The following is a 17,224-nucleotide window of genomic DNA, read 5'->3' as shown; positions in this document are numbered from 1 at the left end:
ATCGGACGGAGGGGGCCCCGCGTAAGGCAATCTCCGGAAAACCTCTTAGACCGGGCAGCTGGAACGCTCTTAACCGGCCGTCATGGATGACATGTAACTGACCAGGAGACGAGGCGTGTGCGTGGTACTAACATCGAGCCCATGACACGCGCACCCCTCGGTGCCCGGTTCGGCCACGTCAACGTGATTGTCACCGACTGGCGACGACTTGCCGACTTCTATGGGCGCGTCTTCGGTTGCGAGCTCGTGCCACCCGAGCGCGATCACGCCGGATCCGATCTGGAACGCTGCTCGGGAAGCCGTCCATGAAAACGGAGGGGCGGACGTCGGAGAGATCGTAACGCTTCAAACAGCCGAAGGGCGCCGAGTCACTTGGTGCTACGTGAGTGATCTTGAGGGCAACATTGTCGAGCTGCAAAGCTGGTCCGGCAACCACAACTAGCGGATGAGCACCAACGCGACTGTGGGATGTGTCTTATTTGGGAGCCGGAACCAAGAAGTCCCGCGTCTTTAGTGGAGCTTAGGGGAATCGAACCCCTGACCTTTTCATTGCGAACGAAACGCTCTACCAACTGAGCTAAAGCCCCGTGCCACTGCGTTTGATCATAAGTCTGCGGCGGGGTGATCGCAAAGCTGACGGGATGCAGTGTTGCGAGCCAGACACACCTCCGTGCCGGCCAGCACAACAGCGGCCCACCCGGTTTACCCACTCTGATAACGAATGTGCAGCGTTCACTGGCGCCCCAGCCGGCGGGACAAAACCGCCCCATAGACTCACGCCATGGACAACAAAGTTCTCAAGGCCGTCTATACGGTCTTCCTGGGGGTCATCATCGCGCTCTTTGTTGGGCTGGGCATCCGCACGTTTTATGCGCCACCGGAGATGCCACAGTTTCCGCAGGAGCAGGTCTTCCAGAAGTCAGACCCAACGGCCGAAGAGCTGGCGCAGCAACGGGAACTGCAGGAGAAGTACGACGCGGCCTACCGCGCGTACGACGATGCGTACGAAACCTACAACCGCAACGTCACCACGATGACGCTGATCTCTTCCGTCGCCCTGCTCGGCCTGAGCCTGCTGGTCGAGAAGCGCAACCGGGTGCTGGCCAACGGCATCATGTTTGGCAGCCTGTTCACCTTGATCTACAGCATCACCCGCAGTTTCATGTCCGGGAACACCACACTCTCGTTCATCGTGGTGACCGTGGGCCTGGCCATCGTCCTGTTCCTGGGCTCCAAACGCTTCTTCCAGCCAAAGGAGAAACGGAGCACTCTCCCGCCCAGCAATGGCGATACTCCGGCGGATGCAGCCTAGTCCGGCGCTGAAAAGACCTCCTCAGCAGACCCCTTAACCAGCGAGACCCCTGGCGGCCCGGAATACGGACTGGCAGGGGTCTTCGGCTGTGTGAACAACAAGGTCCGGGCTTCGCGGGCCCGCAAACACTGCCCTGCGTCGTGAGCAGGTACTGTGCACCTCAACGAGCGGCGGCTTGTGGCTTCGCCCGATCTGATAGTTATTCCAGCAGCATGCCTACAATCCGCGCAAGGGGCTGCCTTATACTTGATCAGACTGTTCAAGCAGAGATCACCCGAGCGACAGGAAGTGGTCAATTTGCAGCAACTGGATGCCACCGACCGGCGGATCCTGCTTGCCCTGGACGAGGACCCACGCGTCCCGGTGATGATGCTGGCGCAGCGGCTTGGCCTGGCGCGCGGAACCGTTCACTCCAGACTGGAACGCCTTGCCGCTTCGGGATGCCTGCGCACCCACTCGGCCCGGGTGCTCCCCGAGGCGCTGGACCGCGGCGTGATGGCGATGGTCAGCGCTGAGCTGGACCAGAGCAAGCTCAATGATGCAGTCGACGCCCTGCGGAAGATTCCGGAAGTGCTCGAATGCCATGCCCCGGCCGGCGACACCGATCTGCTGATCCGCGTGGTGGCGCACAGCCCGGACGACCTGTACCGGGTGAGCGAGGAGATCCGGTTCTGTCCCGGTATCACGCGCACGTCCACGCAGATGTTCCTCCGCGAAGTGATCCCCTACCGGACCACCGGACTGCTCCAACAGGACTGACTTCTAGACAAACTGCACCAGCACGCCGATGACCCAGACGGCCCCGGCCGCGAAGGCGCAGCCCAGCTCCACCAGCATGCCGAGGCCCACCGCCTTGAGCGCTGCCCAACTGGCGTCGACCGCCTGGCCGAAGTGCCGCCGTCGTGCGAATTCACTGAGCAGCAGCCCGGCCGCGAACCCGATGAACAGACCCACCACGGGAATCACAAACATCCCGACGACGCCCGCCACCACGGCAACCAGGATGGACCAGTTGGGCACTTGACGCTGCTTCAGCCGCCGCCCGGTGAGCACCAGGCTGGCCAGCATACCGGCGGCCACGAACACCATGCCGATGGCGAAGACCACCCAGCCCACCATGTTTTGCAAGGCTATGGCCCAGACCAGCAAACTGATGCCGATGGTGATGGTGCCGGGCAAAACGGGCACGACGATGCCGGCAATTCCGACGGCGATGAGCAGACCGCAAACAACGGTCGCAAGAATCTGGGCTTCCACCCACCCCACACTAACGGTGGATGGGTCAGCTTTCCGTGCTCGGCCGACGGTTGGCGCCGGCAGGACCACTCGGCAAACCGCGCGAGGCACAGGGAGTCATTTCCACCGCCACCTCCCCTAATGCTCCTACAGCTCCCGCAACTCCGGCGGCCCCCACGTGGCGAGGTCTTGACGGCTCTGCCCGGTGAGGTTGTAGACTGCGCCCACGTTCTGGAAGGGCTCTAGGCTATCCGGTGCGGTGGTACCGGGAAATCGGAGGTGGGTGCCATGAACTTCGGGGAATCGTTTTGGGACACTATCTGGTGGTTCTTCTGGGCGTTCGCTTTCATCGCCTACCTCTTCGTGCTCTTCGGCATCATCACCGACCTGTTCCGTGACAGGTCGCTGAACGGGTGGCTGAAGGCGGTATGGCTGATCTTCCTGCTTTTCCTGCCCTTCCTGACGTCGCTGATTTATCTGATCGCACGGGGCAGGGGCATGGCCGAGCGCAGCCACGCGGCGTCGCAGGCGATGCGGATGGACACCGAGTCGTATATCCGCGGAGTGGCTGGCTCCAGTCCGAGTGCGGAAATTGCAAAGGCCAAGGAACTGCTGGACTCTGGCGCGATCAACCAGCAAGAGTTCGAACATGTCAAAGCGCGGGCCCTCAAACTTGATCAGCCGAGCACATCCGGCGGAGCACCAGCGAATCCTGGCGCTGCCCCGTCGAATCCTGGCGCTGCTCCGGCCAATCCTGGCGCCGACTGGTAGCTGAAAGCCTGGCTCACCTGCTGGCGGGCCCGCCAATGGCGGGTCCGCCAGTGCCGGGTTCGGGCCCCTCAGGTCCGGCGGGTCCGCCGATGCCGGCCTCTGGCCCGCCGGTTTCGGCAGGGCCGTCGTCGAGTTGATGGTCGGGCGCAAGCCGGTCGGCCTCACTCTGGCTGGCAGGCTTGTCCGCGGCGTTCCGGAGGCCCACATCCACCGCCCCCACGAACATCTTGATCACCAGGCCCAGCAGCACCAGCCCGGTGACCATTTGCACGGTGACGGATACCCGAGCCGCCTGCGATACCGGGACGATGTCCCCGTATCCCACCGTGGCCAACGTGGTGATCGTGAAGTACAAGGAGTCGGTTCGGTCCAGCGGCTCCGAGAAGGCGTTGGGGTCCCAGTAGGACATGGTGGCGTGGGAACTGGCGAAGAGAACAATGTAGAGCGGAATCGACGTGGCCAGCGACTCCACTGCACGCAGACGCGGCGACGGCGACGTGGTCACCGCATGTATTTGCCACGCGACCAGCACGGCCAGCGCCCCGACGCCGATCAGAAGCGCAATGATCGAGCCTTTCCGATCGAGCGGAATCGCGTAGAAAACCACCAGTAGGGCGATGCCGGTCAGGATAGGACGCAGCAGCACCCACAGGCGCTGCCCTCGTCGTCGAGCGGAACTATGAGGGACCGTGCTCATCGCGCACCATTATCCTCCCGGCGCACGGTTCCGTCATCGCTGCAGCCGCTCGACCAGCCTTTCCCGCCCAGCCGGAGCATCGCCGTCGTCCGCCCCTACCGCATGATGGCGCGTGGCGCGCCGCTTCACCAAGAAAAGTACGACGACGGCGACCGCCACCGCGGCACCAACCGCCGCCCCCGGGGAGGCGAGAATGAGTGCGAACCAGGCCGCGATCGCGGCCAGCCCGATGGTGGCGTAGACGACGGCCCAGATCAGGCTGCCGACGATGACTGCGGGTAGGAAGCGGCGCAGCGGCATGCGAACAATGCCCGAACTGCCGATCACCGCAGTCTGCAGGCCGACGGTGAGGAAACACAGGGTCACCGCGACCGGCCCGAATCTGGCCGTCATCGCCTCCGCCCGGCGCATCAGCTGGCTGTCCGCATACTTCTCCAGACGGGTGCGCCTGGCGCCGGCGGCAACACCACGGCCCAGCCAGTACGTGGTGTTGGACCGGATCATCGCTCCACTGAACAGCGCGGCGATTGCCCATCCCAGCGGCAGTCCGAGGAAGAAGTCCATGACCGTCCTTTCACTGGCGAGTGGACCGGACACGTCAATTCTACGCCTCGTAGAAATGATTGGGGGGTGCTGAGGGCGCATCTTCACTCGCTCTGGCACAGCACGAGAGCATCCCGTGCGGACAGTCGGTGACATAACCGGCGGCGCATCAACCGGTCTATCGCAAGAGGTGCTCAGGTCTTCGAACTGGCAAGCGTATCCGAATGGCGCATGACCAGGGCCGCGGAGATGAACGCCGCCGAAAACGGCAGAAATGTCGCCGTTACCAGCTGATAGGTCGTAGATACTGCCATCGCGACGGGTGCATCTTCGATAACAGTCGTTGTTCCGAAGTTGCCAAGAATCAGTGGGCCAAACGCGATCATGAGCACTGCAATGACACCCAACAAAATACCGGCCCGCATGGTTGTCTTCGACATCGTTGACGCGTGCATGGTGTCCTCTCCCAGATGTGGACCGTTTTGCGTCAGCCAAGCACCGAAACAAAGCGATGACAACCTACGGCATCACGTCGCCGCTGTTGGGGCCCAATGTCTGTCCGGTATAGAGGTCTCCGCCGGGCGAGGAGGCCAACAGCAAGGCGGTGGGCGCTACCTCATGGGCCTGTCCGAAACGGCCAATGGGAAGCTCGGCCTGTTTGGCGGCCTTCCACTCTTCGGAAAGCCCCTCGATCAACGGCGTGAAGATGGGCCCCGGCGCGATCGCATTGACGAGGATGTGGTGCCCGGCCAACTCCAGCGCCATGGCTTTAGTCATGCCGATCACTCCCGCCTTGGCTGCCACGTAGTGGGTTAAGCCAACGCCCCCCTTGAGCCCGAGCTGAGAGGCGATGTTGATAATCCGGCCGCCGCCGCGCTCGACCATGTGCGGCGCGGCCCAACGCGCAGCCAGAAATACGCCTTTGAGGTCCACTGCGAGAGTCTTGTCGAACGTCGCTTCGGTCATCTCCAGCAGCGGCGTCTCGTCGAGGATGCCGGCGGCGCTGACCAGGATGTCGATGCCGCCGAATGTTGCCGCGACGTCGTCCATCGCGCGCCGCACGGCCTCGCTGTCGGTCACGTCCACAGCAAGGGCAGCGGTGCGGCCGCCGAAGGATCCGGACTCCTCGGCCACGGCCGCAGCGTGCTGTTCGTCCCGGTCCAGCAGCGCGACGTCGGCGCCTTCCCGGGCAAAGAGCAGCGCAATGGCCGCACCGATTCCGCTGCCTCCGCCGGAGATCACCGCGATCTTACCTACAAGCTGTCGTTCCATCTGGACTCCTGACCGACACTCAGCTGGGCCAGCGGACGGTCAGCCCGCCGTCGACAATAAGTTGTTGTCCCGTGATGTAGGCCGAGTCGTCGCTGGTCATGAAGCGGATGGCGCGGGCGGCCTCGTCGACGTTGCCGACCCGGCCCCACGGGATGATGGATCCGGCAGCGTCCAGGCCTTCCCGGCCCAGCGAGTTCACCGGGTCCAGCGACTGCGGGCTCTCGATGAGCCCCGGAATAATTGCGTTGACCCGGATCCGCCGCGGAGCCAACTCCACGGCCAATGACCGGCACAGACCGAGCAGGCCGGACTTGGCGGCGGCATAGTGGCTGTGCTCCTCCCAGCCGTAGACTCCGCCGGCAATCGAGGAGGTGGCGACCATCGCTCCGCCGTCGTTCATCCGCATGCTGCAGGAGCGGAAGACGCGGAGGACGCCGGAGAGGTCGACGGCCATCATGTCGTCCCACGCCTCGTCGGTCATCTCGGCCAGCGGCGCCCGGCGCAGGATACCGGCGGCCGCCACCGCGATGTCCAGCCGGCCGAACTCATCCAGCGCTGCTTGGGCCAGCCGCTCCGTGTCCTCGAAACGGCGCACGTCCATCGGGACGGCGACGCAGCGGCCCGTGGCCTCCTCGACGGCACGGACCGTGTCCGTAGCATCGTGTGGATCGGAAGGAAGGTAGCCGATCACATTGTGGGCTCCGGCCCGAGCGTAGGCTACAGCCAGCGCCCGACCGATTCCGCTGCCCCCGCCGGAAATAACGGCGACCTTGCCCTCAAGACCATCGTCGCGGTTCACGCGGCGACCTCCCTTCTGTTGTTCTTGCGGCTGGCATCACTGCACATCATGCGATCACCGTCGTCTTCTGATGGGCGTCGCGGATAGTGTGCGTGCCGGCCATGCACAGCGCGGAGATGAAGAGGCCGCCGGTGCCGGTGATGATCGCCGCCCAGCCCGTATCCACTCCGGCGGCGAGCAGGATGGACAGCAAGCCGGAGCCGGCGATGCCGCCGACCGGTGCCATCACGTGGGCCACGTTGGTGCCCATGCCGCGGACGTGCACGGGGAAGGATTCGCCCATGTAGAACAGCAGCGCCGCGTAGGGGCCGGTGAGGAAGAAGAGGGTCAGCGCGTACAGCGGGATGATGATTCCCGGGATGCCCGGACCCAGCAGCATGATCAGGCTGACGATGCCGCCCGCCAACCAGCCGAGGACGACGGTGCGCTTCCGGGTGATTTTGTCCCCGAGCCAGCCGTGGAAGACGTAGCCGACGAAGCCCACCGCGTTAGCCAGCACCAGAATGAGCAGGGCGTTGTCGAAGGAAACCCCCTTGGCATCGACCAGAATGGTGCTGCCAAGGACCGAGAAAATCATGATGGAGATCCAGTTGAAGAACCACGCCAAGGCCAGAAGGATGGTGTGCCAGCGCAACTCGGGGGTGAAGACATCCTTGACGCCGGTGGCGTGATGGGCTGCCTCCTCGAGGTCGTGTTCGTCGGCCAGCCGGTGGGCGCCGTCCACGTCGCCGGCAGCGCGGCGGCGCTTGACCTCCTGCATGGCGGCGAAGGTGGGAGATTCGGGCAGCCGGAGGGCCATGGCCACCACGCCCAGGGACAGGATCGCGGCCACCACGAAGGTCCAGCGCCAGCCGATGATCGGCAGCAGCAGCGCCGAGAGGCCTGCAGAAATCAGTGCCCCGACCGGCCAGCCGCCCTGCACCAGGGAGTACATCAGGCCCCGGCTCTTGGCCTCCTTGTAGATCTCGTTCAGGTAGACCGCGTTGACGACCTCCTCGGACATGGAGAACCCGGTGAAGGAACGGATGATGACCAGGCTGACGGCGCCGGCCGCAAGGCCGGTCAGGCCGGAAGCCACCGCTCCGCCGAGCATGAGGATGATGAGGGCTCGTTTGCGGCCCATCCGGTCGAGGATGGTGCCGACGAGCAGGGAGACGATGAAGACGCCGATCGTTGCGAAGGTGTTGACGGCGGTGGATTGCGCGGTCGTCCAGCCGAACTCCTCCGCGATGACCGGCAGCAAGGTGCCGAAAAGCGTGTAGTCATAGACCGAGGCAACCCAGGCGATAAAGCAGACGAGGGAGACCTGCGTGATGGTCTTCTTGGTGATCGGGACATTCCACGGCTCTACCGAGCGACCGTGGGCCGAACGTGGTGTTGACATGGCAGTTGCTTTCTTTGACGCCAGGACCCATAAGGGCCCTAGCGGGGGTTGCGGGCGGCGAAGTCCCGCGCGAGGTCTTCCATGACCGCGAACTCAACGCCGTCGTGTTGCTGGATGTGGTCGAACAGCCGCTCGAGCATGAGCAGGTTCTGCGGCTTGCCTGATACGTCGGGGTGGATGGTGATCGGGAAGACGGCGTAGTCCATCTCGCGGTGCACCCAGTCAAACTGGTCTCTCCAGAGCTGTTCGATGTCCCTGGGGCTGACGAAACCGTGGCTGTTGGGGCTGGATTTGATGAACATCATCGGCGGCAGGTCATCGAGGTACCAGGATGCCGGCACTTCGATGAGATCGGTCTCCTGGCCGCGCACCAGCGGTTTCATCCATTCCCCGGCCGACTCGGCCTCGTAATCGATCTTGGTCCAACTGTCTCCAACCCGCACGTAGTAAGGGGTGAAGTCGTCGTGCATTAGCGAGTGGTCATAGAGGAACCCGCGCTCCAGCAGGATCTCGTTGGTCACCGGGGAGAACTCCCACCAAGGAGCCACATAGCCAACCGGCTTGCGTCCGGAACGCCGCTCGATGAGGTCGGTGCAGTAGTCAAGAACCTCGGTCTCCTGCTTCCGCGTCATCGCGATCGGGTTTTCGTGGCTGTAGCCATGCACCCCGATTTCGTGGCCGGCAGCAACCACGGCGTCGAACTGCTCTGGAAATGTCTCGACCGAGTGCCCCGGCCAGAACCAGGTCACGGGCATCTGACGGCGCTGGGCGAGCTGGAGCAGCCGGGGCACGCCTACCTCGCCAGCGAACAGGCCACGGGAGATATCGCCTGGCGAGTCCTCTCCGCCGTAGGAGCCCAACCAGCCGCCGACGGCGTCGACGTCAATGCCGACCGAGACGTAGATTTTCTTGGACATGGTCTCTCCTCTGGTGGCGGTAGATGTTCTTACAGGTAGGTTTCGAACATCTCTGGGAATTCTTCTGGCGGTTTGCCCTGTGACAGCAGGGCGGCGGTGAGCATGCGGGCTTGGAAGGGGTTGAGGTCCCTTGAAGGGACGGCACCGGCTTCCACCAGATCAATGCCCCCGCCATTGCCATAGGTGGGAACCACAGGTCCCCACGGTGCTCGGGTACTGAGCACCACGACGCAGCCATCCGCCGTCGCCCGTTTCACGGCCTCGGCGAACCCCGGACCCGCGTTGCCAACCCCGGTACCGGCCAGCACGACGGCGTGGCTCCCGAGCTGCACGGCGTGGTCCAACAAGTCCGGTGTCGCACCGGGGTAGGCGGTGATGATGTCCACGCGGATGTCATCGAACGCGGGCGGCAGAGCCGGCAAGGGAGGGTAGCGCCGGGGTGTGGCCGTCACGACGAGCTGGCCGCCCACCATGTGCGCCACTTCCGTGCCCCCGCTGAAAGGACTGTCCGCGGTGGTATGTACTTTGCGGGCACCCCGGGCGGAACGGACTGTTCCGTTGAAGGAGACGAGTGCTCCGGCGCCGCGCAAATGCTCGTCGGCTGCTGCGCGGACCGCCTCGGCGACGTTGCGCGGGCCATCCGCATCGGGGCTGTCGGCCGTGCGCTGGGCGCCGGTGAGGACCACCGGCTTGGGCGAGGAGTGTACGAGGTCCAGCAGGAAGGCCGTTTCCTCCAGGGTGTCCGTACCGTGCGTGACCACCACTCCGTCGGTGTCTGGGTCCGCGAGGGCCTGCCCTACTGCCTCGGCAATCCGGCGCAGGTCTGCCAGGTCCAGCCGGTAGCTGCCGATCGTCAGGACGTCACGGGCGCTGACCGTGACATCGCCGTATTGCGTATTGACCAGCGCGGACGAAGCGTCGACTGCGACAGCTCCCCCGGTGCCGTGGCCGCGCGACGCGATAGTACCGCCGGTGCCCAGCAGTTGGATATGCGCCACCCTGCGCCTCCTTCTCGAGCGAGGGGCCGGCTCCGAAGGGTCGGGCTATCAATGCAAAGCAAGCTGCAACGGCTCCAGAATATGACGCGCACCGCACCATGAAAAGGCAGAGGGCACCGCCGAAGCCGGATTCGGGTTCATCTCCGGCGCTCCTGCCGGAGAGCCGCTCCGGCTCAGCCGGTTCAGTTTGGACGGCTACGGACGCGAAATTGTGAGTGAGCTGGTGTGCTTGAAGCCCCGCAGGTTTTCTGCGGGGCTTCAATGGTTATCTAGGGTCTCGGCTACAACCGCCGGTCGCTGGCCGGTTCGTCGACTGGGGACTGGTCAAGGAAAGCCTTCACTTCGGAGTCATCGGACTTCGTCCAGGTCTCGCCCTTGGTGTCCTGGTCTTCCCTGCGGGTCTCCGGTGTGCGCTCGTTTTCCTTCCTGAAGCGCCAACCGAAATCCCTGTTCGAGGAGTAGCACATCACAAACCTCCTTCACCTCGACCCTTTAATCGTCCTCCGGTCAACGGCGGAAACCAAGGGGCTCGTCGCCGGGCTTGCTGTCGTGAATGTTGCGGAGACGGCTTGAGCACCGCCTTGTTGCTTGGCCCCCGAAGCTAGCGCACGCCCTTGATCTTGACGACGAAGACCGCTCCGAGCAGGCCGATGGCGGCCGACAGGAAGAACAGTGCGGTGTAGCCGCCGAGGTAGAGCACTGTGGGTGCAGCGATCAGCGGGGCAATGACCTGGGGTGACGAGGCCGCGATGTTGATGACGCCCATGTCCTTGCCGCGGTCGGCAGCGCTGGGCAGCACCTCGGTCAGCAGGGCGAAGTCCACGGCCAGGAACATGCCAAAGCCCGCCCCGAGGACCCACGCGGCCGCGATGACCGCCGGCCACTCAGGAGCCAGCGCCACGATGACGGAGGCAGTCGCGATGGTCACCGAGGACGCGATCACGAAGGGCTTGCGCCGCCCCACCCTGTCGCTCAGCGGCCCGCCGAGCAAGGCCATCAGCACCACCATGCCGGCGTAGATACCGGTCAGCAGGAGCACACCGGCGGCGGGGTTCGGATGTCCCACGGCGTCCTGCAGGAAGAAAAACAGGTACAGCGTGAAGATGTTGTTGCCCAGGTTGACCAGGAACCGGGTCAGCCACGCCCAGCCGAAATCGGGGTGCTTGGCCGGGGAGATCCAAAAGCTTTTCAGGAAGCTGCCCCAGCCGAAGGCCGGGCGGTCTCTCTTATCCAGCGGTGTGTCACGGCCGGCAATCACGAACGGGATGATGCTGACCAGCAGGAACACGGCGCAGTAGATGTAACCGGCGACGAAACCGCCGGCAAGGTTGGCCAGCACCGCCCCCATCACGATCCCCAGCGTCTGGCCGATGGCCGCCAGTCCGCCGATCCTGCCGCGCTGCCGTCGGGGCACGCGGTCCGGGATGCTGGCGGTGACGGCCGCGTAAGCTCCGTTGCAGCCGGCCTGCACCAGGCACCAGCCGATCACCATCACCGCGATGTTGGGCGCGCCGGAAAGCAGCAACAGCGCCGCGAAGCCCAACACGCCGCCAGCGAGGACCCACGGCACCCGCCGTCCCAACCGGGAAGTGGTGCGGTCGCTCAGCGCGCCGAAAATCGGATTCGCGACCAGCGAGACCGCAGCCCCAAATCCGGTGGCCAACGCCAGGACCGCTTCCTTGTTCACCGCATCGAACGTCTGCGCTTGTTGGGCCAGCAAGACCTGCAGCGGGCCAAAGAACGCAGCGTTGATGCCGAGATTGGTCAGCACCACGGCGGTGACCCAGCCGGGCCGGACCTTCACGACTGGCTCTTGGAACGCCGCCGGAACAGCGAGCGCCGGGACCGGCTCGCGCGGTTCCTGGACTGTCACGGCGGCAGCCTCCTTTTCCCGACGGCGCGGCTTGGCCGCAGGCCTGTAGTTGTGGCATCAGCGTACAACCGCTGCAGGACAATAAGGCACGCCTCCACCCCGTTATTCTCTGCGCGGGCGGCAAACGGCAGGTTTGGAGCGGCCACCGGAGCGCGTCTCAATCAGCAGACGCGGCAGAACGCTGCCGGGCAAGCTTTTTCAGCCCGCGCGAGACTTGTACCGGTTCCGGCCAGCGCGGCGGCAGGTTATCGCCCAACGTGACGCCTTTGAACTTGCGGCCGAACATCGGGAGCACCCATTCCTGCAACCAGTCACGTTCACGGCGGATCGCTTCCCGCCAACCAGCCGGCACCATGGGTTCAGGCCGTTTCAGCTGCAGGGTGTGATCCACGCCGAGGGCTTCGAGTACCCGCGCGGTCATGTATCGGTGCCCCTGCGCGGACATGTGCAGCCGGTCCGTGTCCCACATTCGGCGGTCCTGGTACCGCTCGAACGCCCAGTGGTCCACCAGCACGGCGTCGTACCGGCGGGACAGTTCCCGGACCGCCTCGTTGAACGCCCAGTTTCGCCGACGCATCGGTTCGAGCACCGGCGGCAGCATGACCTCAAAGCCGGTAAACAGGATCAGGCGCGCGCCGGTCTGGGCCAGCCGGCTGACGGCGGATTCGTACTCGGCCATCAACTCCGGCATGCTGCGCTTGAACTCCAGAATGTCGTTGCCGCCGGCGTAGAAAGAGACCAACGTGGGTTCCATGGCGATGGCCGGTTCCAGTTGGTCGGCGACAATCTGGCGCAGACGCTTGCTGCGCACGGCCAGATTGGCATACCGGAAGTCCGGGTCCTGCTTGCCCAGCTGCTTGGCCACCCGGTCCGCCCAGCCGCGCACGCCGTTGGGGAAATTCGGGTTGTAGTCCCCCACGCCCTCGGTAAAGCTGTCGCCCAACGCAACGAAGAGTCCGCCCACGCCCTCAAGCTAGCCCCTCCGGGGAAAGCGCAGGCAAACGCCGCATGAAGTCCGGGTCAGCGGAGCGGCCTGGTCCGGCGGGCCGACCCCGGCGGACACACCGGGCCAGACGGCGTGCGGGCGGCGGAAAGTCAGCCGCCGGAGAGTGCTACCTGCGGCGGGTCGAAGATCCAGGGCTCCAGCGGCAGTGCCTCCGGCCGGAAGTCGCCGGCCAGCTGGTCCAGCGGCGCGTCCGGCAGCTGCAGCGATTGCAGCAGCATGCCCCGCGCAGCGGAGGCCTTGAGCCCGGCCATCGCCAGGGCCCCCAGTGTCACCGCGCCATCGCGCTTGGCCAGGCGCCGCCGTCGTTCATTGAGGACCAGCGGCACATGGGCGTATTCCACCGGCGGCAGCCCCAGCAGCCGCGCAAGATAGGCCTGCCGAGGCGCGGAGGACAGCAGGTCGTCGCCGCGCACCACTTGGTCCACGCCTTGGGCTGCATCGTCCACCACCACCGCGAGATTGTAGGCCGGAACGCCGTCGTTGCGCCGCAACACAAAGTCGTCCACCATGCCGGTGTAGTCGCCGTGCAGCCGGTCGGCGACCGTGTAGCTGGCGGTGTCGGTGCGCAGCCGCAGCGCGGCGGGGCGGTCTTGGCGGCGCTGCTCGCGTTCAGCGTCGGTGAGGTTTCGGCAGGTCCCAGGGTAAGCGCCCTCCGGGGCGTGCGGAGCGCTGGGAGCTTCCGCGATTTCCCGCCGCGTGCAGAAGCATTCGTAGACCAGACCGGCCGCGGCCAGCTGCTCGAGGGCGCGCTGGTAGATCGGTCCGCGGTCGGTTTGCCGCACCACCTCGCCGTCCCAGTCGAGTCCGATGGCCGCCAAGTCCTCCAACTGCTGGGCCTCGAAGCCGGCACGCGCGCGGTCCAGGTCCTCCACCCGGATGAGGAAGCGGCGGCCGCTGCTGCGCGCGAAGAGCCAGGCCAGCACCGCGGTGCGCAGGTTGCCGATGTGCAGTTCACCGGAAGGGCTGGGCGCGAACCGACCGGCTGGAGGCAGCGGACCGGCGGGACTCTGGGCTGCTGGCACGTCCCCACGGTAGCAGCACCAGCGCAGCCAAAGCGGGCTGTTGCCTGGTCCCCGCCTGCCGCGGTAGCCGGGGGCGAATATGCTGTAGCCATGAGCGCACCCGACTCCCCCGAGGTAACCCCGATTGCCGTCACCGGCTCCACTGGCCAAGTGGGCGGGATGGTAGCCAGCATGCTGGCGGAGCAGAACCTGCCGCTGCGGCTGATCCTTCGCGATCCCTCCCGCGCGCCGCAACTGCCGGGAACGACGACGGCGCGCGCCGGCTATGGCGACAAGGCCGCCGTTGCCGCGGCACTGGACGGCGTCGAGACGCTGTTCATGGTCTCCGCCGCCGAAGCCGAAGACCGGCTTGAGCAGCATTTCACCTTCATTGACGCCGCCATCGCCGCCGGCGTGGAACACATCGTCTACACCTCGTTCATCGGCGCGGCCGAAGACGCCACCTTCACGCTGGCACGCGACCACTTCGCCACAGAGGAGAAGCTGCGCGGATCCGGCCTGAAGCACACGCTGCTGCGCAACAACCTCTACGCGGATATCCTGCCGCTCTTCGCCGACGAAGCGGGCGTCATCCGTGGCCCGGCCGGCGAGGGGAAGGCGGCGTTTGTGGCGCGCGAAGATGTTGCCCGCGCGGCGGCAGCGATCCTTGCCGAACCGATGCCGCACGCCGGCTTCACCTATGAGCTGACGGGTCCGGAATCAGTGACCCTGGCCGAGGCGGCAGTCGCCATCGCCGAGGCAACCGGCCGTCCGACGTCGTTCCTCAATGAAACGGTGGAGGAGGCCTACTCCAGCCGTGCACACTTCGGCGCCCCTGGCTGGCAGCTGGACGCGTGGGTCAGTACCTACACGGCGATCGCAGCCGGGGAACTGGACCTGGTGACCCACGACGTGGACCTGCTGACCGGGCGCCCGGCGCTGAGCCTGCGCGAACTGTTCACCCGGGACTGACCCGAGGCGGCGCCAGGCGGTGTCAGCGCCAGCTGTTCGCCCGGGACTAACTCAGGCGACGCCTGGCGGTGTCAGCGCCAGCTGTTCGCCCGGGACTAACTCAGGCGACGCCTGGCGGTGTCAGCGTCGACGGATGCGCGCAACGGAAGCACTGCCGTCGGGCTTCGCCGGGGCTCAGGGCCTTACGCGTTCCAGAGGCCGTAGGAATCAGCCAACGAGGAGATCTTCTCGGCGCGGGCCAGACGCGGCAGGTAGGAGCCGTCGCCCACCACGGCGCCGGCCGCGTGCGCGTCCAGCAGTTCGTGCGCCCACTTGATCTCCGACTCGCTGGGCGAGAGCCCCTTGTTGATGGTGTCGGCGGCATCGGTGAGCAGGCAGAGCTTGCCGGTCATGCCCATGGACGCGGTGACCTTGCAGGCCTCGAGCAGTTCCTCGCCCAGTGCGCCCACGGTCGGGCCGTCGATCGGGCCGGGCAGTTGCCCCACGCGGGACGCGACCACCAAGCGGGAGCGGGCGTAGGCCAGCGCCATCGGCGAATCGCTGGCACCGGTGTCGCGGCGGAAGTCGCCCACGCCGAAGGCCAGCCGGAAAGTGCCCGGCGCGCGGGCGATGTCGGTGGCGTTCTCGATGCCGACGGCGGATTCGATCAGCGCCAGGACCGGGGTTCCGGCCTGCAGGCGCATGGCGGTGTGCGTGACCTGCTCGGGCTTCTCCGTCATGGCCAGCATGACGCCGCGCAGGCCCGGCGCCTTGGACAGCGCGGCCAGGTCGTCGGCCCAGTACTCGGTTTCAATGCCGTTCACGCGAACCCAAGCGGTCATGCCGGTGGACAGCGCCTCCACCACGCGCTCCCGGGCCTCGGCCTTGCCCGCGGCGGGCACGGCATCTTCCATGTCGAAAATGACCGAGTCTGCTTCAGAGGCGAGCGCCGGGCCGAAATTCGCTTCGTCCGCTGCGGAGGCCAGCAGCCAGGAGCGGGAAAGTTTGGCGGGGAGGGCAGCGGCACGACGGTTTCTGAAAGCGGGCATACCCCTAGCCTAATGTTTTCGTTGCCGGAGCCACCAACGGCGGGAGGAATACCGGCTGAGGCGTCGGCCACGTGGCACCTGTCCCGGGCGCTCCGACGGCCCGCCGGATCTGCCGGATCAGCCGGATCAGGCGGCTCTGTCAGATCGATCAGGCGGAGGCTTGGTCCCGCTGCCGTCGGCGCCGGGCCAGCAGCACGCCGACCACCACGGCAACTGCCAACAGCAGCACGACGGCGATCCCCATCGGGGAACCGGCGGTCGCGGCCAACCAGGCTCTCAGGGCGGCCAGCCCGACCGTGGCGTACAGCAGCGCCCACAGCACCGAGCCGATCACCACCGCAGGCAGGTAGCGGCGCAGCGGCATCCGGCCCAACCCCGCAGTGGCGTTGACCGCCGTCTGGATTCCCACGGTGAGGAAAGACAGCGCGACGGCGGGGGCTCCCCAGCGCGCAATGATCGCCTCCGCCCGGCGCATCGGGGGTGAATCCAGCTGACGGGCCAGGCGGGTGTGCCGGCCGCCGGCGGCCACGGCCCTGCCGGCCCAATAGGTGGCGTTGGCGCGCAGCATCACAATGGCAAACAAGCTCAGCACTGCTAGCCCGAACGGGAGACTCGCGATCTGCTCCATCAAGCCGCGCGCTCCACGGTGCTCCTCCGGCGCCGCTCCCCCAGCGCCGCGATCCCGCCGCCGACGGCCTGCCGGCAAGCGGAGGCCGCGGCGGCGGTCCGGCTCAGCGGGCACGTCTGCCGCACAAGATCCTCCTGGGGTGGGCGTAGGACGGCCCGCAGCGACGCCGGGCCGGAAGGGATTCTAGGAGCACCTAACAGCAGGCCCGGATGCAAAGTCAACGCCGGCTTCAGAATGCGTCACGGCCAGACAACGACGGCGGTGCACACCTTCCGTCGTCGGGCGCAGGAAGTGCCCTACGCTGTGTTCATGGCCCAGCTGACGCCCCGCACCACCGATGCTCTTCCCGCTGCCCAGGCGCAGCGGCTGCAGCGCGCGCTCGACGAAAGCGCGGATGTCACCGTCTTCGTCAATGGCACGGCGGTGAAGCTGCCCGCCCAGGCCGCGGACGCCGTCGTCGACCTGCTCCGCCGCTTCGCCCACGGGGATGCGGTGATGGTCAGCTCCTCGGTGGAGCTGCTGAATACGTCGCAGGCGGCCGAGGTGGCCGGCGTCTCGCTCACATACATGCGGCGCCTGACCGATGCCGGCACCATTCCGGTCCAGTACCGCGGAACGCACCGGCGGATCCGGCTCTCCGATGTACTGGCCTGGCTGGAAACCCGCACCGCGGCTCCGGACTCGGGCGCCCCGGAGGCAGCATCGGAAGCATCCGCCGGATCAACGGAGCCTGCCCGCCGTTAGGCCTGTCCGCCCCTCGACGGTGGGGCCGCCCGGCACCCTTCGT

At 66.1% G+C, this 17,224-nt stretch carries 21 protein-coding genes and 1 tRNA gene; 6 read left to right on the top strand and 16 right to left on the bottom strand.

The features are described 5' to 3' along the window. Positions 1–141: 141 nt before the first annotated feature. Positions 142–309: a hypothetical protein gene (locus E4J89_RS19420; RefSeq protein WP_169303999.1), complete on the top strand. Its 168-nt coding sequence runs from the start codon at positions 142–144 to the stop codon at positions 307–309. A 205-nt stretch (positions 310–514) separates the two neighbouring features. On the opposite strand, the gene E4J89_RS12525 is transcribed toward E4J89_RS19420, so the two are convergent. Then, positions 515–587 (bottom strand) — tRNA-Ala (locus E4J89_RS12525). A gap of 194 nt (positions 588–781) precedes the next feature. On the opposite strand from E4J89_RS12525, the gene E4J89_RS12520 reads away from it, so the two are divergent. Further along, positions 782–1,312, top strand: a complete 531-nt coding sequence (locus E4J89_RS12520) for a hypothetical protein (RefSeq protein WP_136786482.1) — start codon at positions 782–784, stop codon at positions 1,310–1,312. A 297-nt stretch (positions 1,313–1,609) separates the two neighbouring features. Next, positions 1,610–2,071: an Lrp/AsnC family transcriptional regulator gene (locus E4J89_RS12515; RefSeq protein WP_136786579.1), complete on the top strand. Its 462-nt coding sequence runs from the start codon at positions 1,610–1,612 to the stop codon at positions 2,069–2,071. A gap of 3 nt (positions 2,072–2,074) precedes the next feature. Here the strand turns inward: E4J89_RS12515 and E4J89_RS12510 are convergent, their stop codons facing one another. Continuing rightward, positions 2,075–2,569, bottom strand: coding sequence for a DUF456 domain-containing protein (locus E4J89_RS12510; protein WP_136786481.1), 495 nt, complete (start codon positions 2,567–2,569; stop codon positions 2,075–2,077). 267 nt (positions 2,570–2,836) lie between these two features. Here E4J89_RS12510 and E4J89_RS12505 point away from each other — a divergent pair, with 267 nt between their 5' ends. Then, positions 2,837–3,319: an SHOCT domain-containing protein gene (locus E4J89_RS12505; RefSeq protein ID WP_136786480.1), complete on the top strand. Its 483-nt coding sequence runs from the start codon at positions 2,837–2,839 to the stop codon at positions 3,317–3,319. A gap of 13 nt (positions 3,320–3,332) precedes the next feature. Here the strand turns inward: E4J89_RS12505 and E4J89_RS12500 are convergent, their stop codons facing one another. From E4J89_RS12500 to gluQRS, 12 genes are all read right to left on the bottom strand, one after another. Beyond that, complete coding sequence (locus E4J89_RS12500) at positions 3,333–4,016, bottom strand: ion channel (protein WP_136786479.1); 684 nt, start codon at positions 4,014–4,016, stop codon at positions 3,333–3,335. A 33-nt stretch (positions 4,017–4,049) separates the two neighbouring features. After that, positions 4,050–4,613, bottom strand: coding sequence for a VTT domain-containing protein (locus E4J89_RS12495; protein ID WP_240691872.1), 564 nt, complete (start codon positions 4,611–4,613; stop codon positions 4,050–4,052). A gap of 140 nt (positions 4,614–4,753) precedes the next feature. Continuing rightward, positions 4,754–4,999 carry a hypothetical protein gene (locus tag E4J89_RS12490; RefSeq protein WP_136786478.1) on the bottom strand — a complete coding sequence of 82 codons (246 nt, stop codon included), beginning with the start codon at positions 4,997–4,999 and terminating at the stop codon, positions 4,754–4,756. Positions 5,000–5,078: 79 nt separating this feature from the next. Beyond that, positions 5,079–5,831 (bottom strand): SDR family NAD(P)-dependent oxidoreductase, encoded by a 753-nt coding sequence (locus E4J89_RS12485; RefSeq protein ID WP_136786477.1) that lies wholly within the window; start codon positions 5,829–5,831, stop codon positions 5,079–5,081. 19 nt (positions 5,832–5,850) lie between these two features. Next, positions 5,851–6,630, bottom strand: a complete 780-nt coding sequence (locus tag E4J89_RS12480) for an SDR family oxidoreductase (RefSeq protein ID WP_136786476.1) — start codon at positions 6,628–6,630, stop codon at positions 5,851–5,853. 46 nt (positions 6,631–6,676) lie between these two features. Next, a complete protein-coding gene (locus E4J89_RS12475) occupies positions 6,677–8,014 on the bottom strand; it encodes an MFS transporter (RefSeq protein WP_136786475.1) in 1,338 nt (445 codons plus the stop codon). Between the two features lie 38 nt (positions 8,015–8,052). Continuing rightward, a complete protein-coding gene (locus E4J89_RS12470) occupies positions 8,053–8,931 on the bottom strand; it encodes a polysaccharide deacetylase (RefSeq protein ID WP_136786474.1) in 879 nt (292 codons plus the stop codon). A gap of 29 nt (positions 8,932–8,960) precedes the next feature. Next, on the bottom strand, positions 8,961–9,929 hold the full coding sequence (locus E4J89_RS12465) for an asparaginase (protein WP_136786473.1): 969 nt from the start codon (positions 9,927–9,929) through the stop codon (positions 8,961–8,963). Between the two features lie 281 nt (positions 9,930–10,210). Continuing rightward, positions 10,211–10,396, bottom strand: a complete 186-nt coding sequence (locus tag E4J89_RS12460; RefSeq protein ID WP_136786472.1) for a hypothetical protein — start codon at positions 10,394–10,396, stop codon at positions 10,211–10,213. Positions 10,397–10,530: 134 nt separating this feature from the next. Further along, positions 10,531–11,802: an MFS transporter gene (locus E4J89_RS12455; RefSeq protein WP_136786471.1), complete on the bottom strand. Its 1,272-nt coding sequence runs from the start codon at positions 11,800–11,802 to the stop codon at positions 10,531–10,533. 157 nt (positions 11,803–11,959) lie between these two features. Beyond that, the gene (locus tag E4J89_RS12450) at positions 11,960–12,766 is read right to left on the bottom strand and encodes an SGNH/GDSL hydrolase family protein (RefSeq protein WP_240691871.1); all 807 of its coding nucleotides are present in this window, start codon (positions 12,764–12,766) and stop codon (positions 11,960–11,962) included. Positions 12,767–12,897: 131 nt separating this feature from the next. Beyond that, positions 12,898–13,800, bottom strand: a complete 903-nt coding sequence (gene gluQRS, locus E4J89_RS12445; protein WP_136786576.1) for a tRNA glutamyl-Q(34) synthetase GluQRS — start codon at positions 13,798–13,800, stop codon at positions 12,898–12,900. 120 nt (positions 13,801–13,920) lie between these two features. On the opposite strand from gluQRS, the gene E4J89_RS12440 reads away from it, so the two are divergent. After that, the gene (locus E4J89_RS12440; RefSeq protein ID WP_136786470.1) at positions 13,921–14,781 is read left to right on the top strand and encodes an SDR family oxidoreductase; all 861 of its coding nucleotides are present in this window, start codon (positions 13,921–13,923) and stop codon (positions 14,779–14,781) included. Positions 14,782–14,963: 182 nt separating this feature from the next. On the opposite strand, the gene E4J89_RS12435 is transcribed toward E4J89_RS12440, so the two are convergent. Further along, positions 14,964–15,809: a CoA ester lyase gene (locus tag E4J89_RS12435; RefSeq protein WP_136786469.1), complete on the bottom strand. Its 846-nt coding sequence runs from the start codon at positions 15,807–15,809 to the stop codon at positions 14,964–14,966. 148 nt (positions 15,810–15,957) lie between these two features. After that, the gene (locus E4J89_RS12430) at positions 15,958–16,437 is read right to left on the bottom strand and encodes a VTT domain-containing protein (RefSeq protein WP_136786468.1); all 480 of its coding nucleotides are present in this window, start codon (positions 16,435–16,437) and stop codon (positions 15,958–15,960) included. A 309-nt stretch (positions 16,438–16,746) separates the two neighbouring features. On the opposite strand from E4J89_RS12430, the gene E4J89_RS12425 reads away from it, so the two are divergent. Further along, entirely contained in the window at positions 16,747–17,181 is a 435-nt protein-coding gene (locus tag E4J89_RS12425; RefSeq protein WP_136786467.1) for a helix-turn-helix domain-containing protein, read from the top strand. Positions 17,182–17,224 lie beyond the last annotated feature (43 nt).

This window comes from Arthrobacter sp. CAU 1506, assembly GCF_005047635.1.
Lineage (GTDB): Bacteria > Actinomycetota > Actinomycetes > Actinomycetales > Micrococcaceae > Crystallibacter.
Note: the sequence above shows the minus strand (reverse complement) of the source record. Positions and strands in the feature narration are given on the sequence as shown.

What these genes read in the sequence shown, in the direction of transcription:
- E4J89_RS12475 (WP_136786475.1), bottom strand. Translation starts at nt 8,014, where the DNA reads ATGTCAACACCACGTTCGGCCCACGGTCGCTCGGTAGAGCCGTGGAAT.
- E4J89_RS19420 (WP_169303999.1), top strand. Translation starts at nt 142, where the DNA reads ATGACACGCGCACCCCTCGGTGCCCGGTTCGGCCACGTCAACGTGATT.
- E4J89_RS12430 (WP_136786468.1), bottom strand. Translation starts at nt 16,437, where the DNA reads ATGGAGCAGATCGCGAGTCTCCCGTTCGGGCTAGCAGTGCTGAGCTTG.
- E4J89_RS12500 (WP_136786479.1), bottom strand. Translation starts at nt 4,016, where the DNA reads ATGAGCACGGTCCCTCATAGTTCCGCTCGACGACGAGGGCAGCGCCTG.
- E4J89_RS12520 (WP_136786482.1), top strand. Translation starts at nt 782, where the DNA reads ATGGACAACAAAGTTCTCAAGGCCGTCTATACGGTCTTCCTGGGGGTC.
- E4J89_RS12505 (WP_136786480.1), top strand. Translation starts at nt 2,837, where the DNA reads ATGAACTTCGGGGAATCGTTTTGGGACACTATCTGGTGGTTCTTCTGG.
- E4J89_RS12470 (WP_136786474.1), bottom strand. Translation starts at nt 8,931, where the DNA reads ATGTCCAAGAAAATCTACGTCTCGGTCGGCATTGACGTCGACGCCGTC.
- E4J89_RS12440 (WP_136786470.1), top strand. Translation starts at nt 13,921, where the DNA reads ATGAGCGCACCCGACTCCCCCGAGGTAACCCCGATTGCCGTCACCGGC.
- E4J89_RS12485 (WP_136786477.1), bottom strand. Translation starts at nt 5,831, where the DNA reads ATGGAACGACAGCTTGTAGGTAAGATCGCGGTGATCTCCGGCGGAGGC.
- E4J89_RS12490 (WP_136786478.1), bottom strand. Translation starts at nt 4,999, where the DNA reads ATGTCGAAGACAACCATGCGGGCCGGTATTTTGTTGGGTGTCATTGCA.
- E4J89_RS12425 (WP_136786467.1), top strand. Translation starts at nt 16,747, where the DNA reads ATGGCCCAGCTGACGCCCCGCACCACCGATGCTCTTCCCGCTGCCCAG.
- E4J89_RS12435 (WP_136786469.1), bottom strand. Translation starts at nt 15,809, where the DNA reads ATGCCCGCTTTCAGAAACCGTCGTGCCGCTGCCCTCCCCGCCAAACTT.
- E4J89_RS12460 (WP_136786472.1), bottom strand. Translation starts at nt 10,396, where the DNA reads ATGTGCTACTCCTCGAACAGGGATTTCGGTTGGCGCTTCAGGAAGGAA.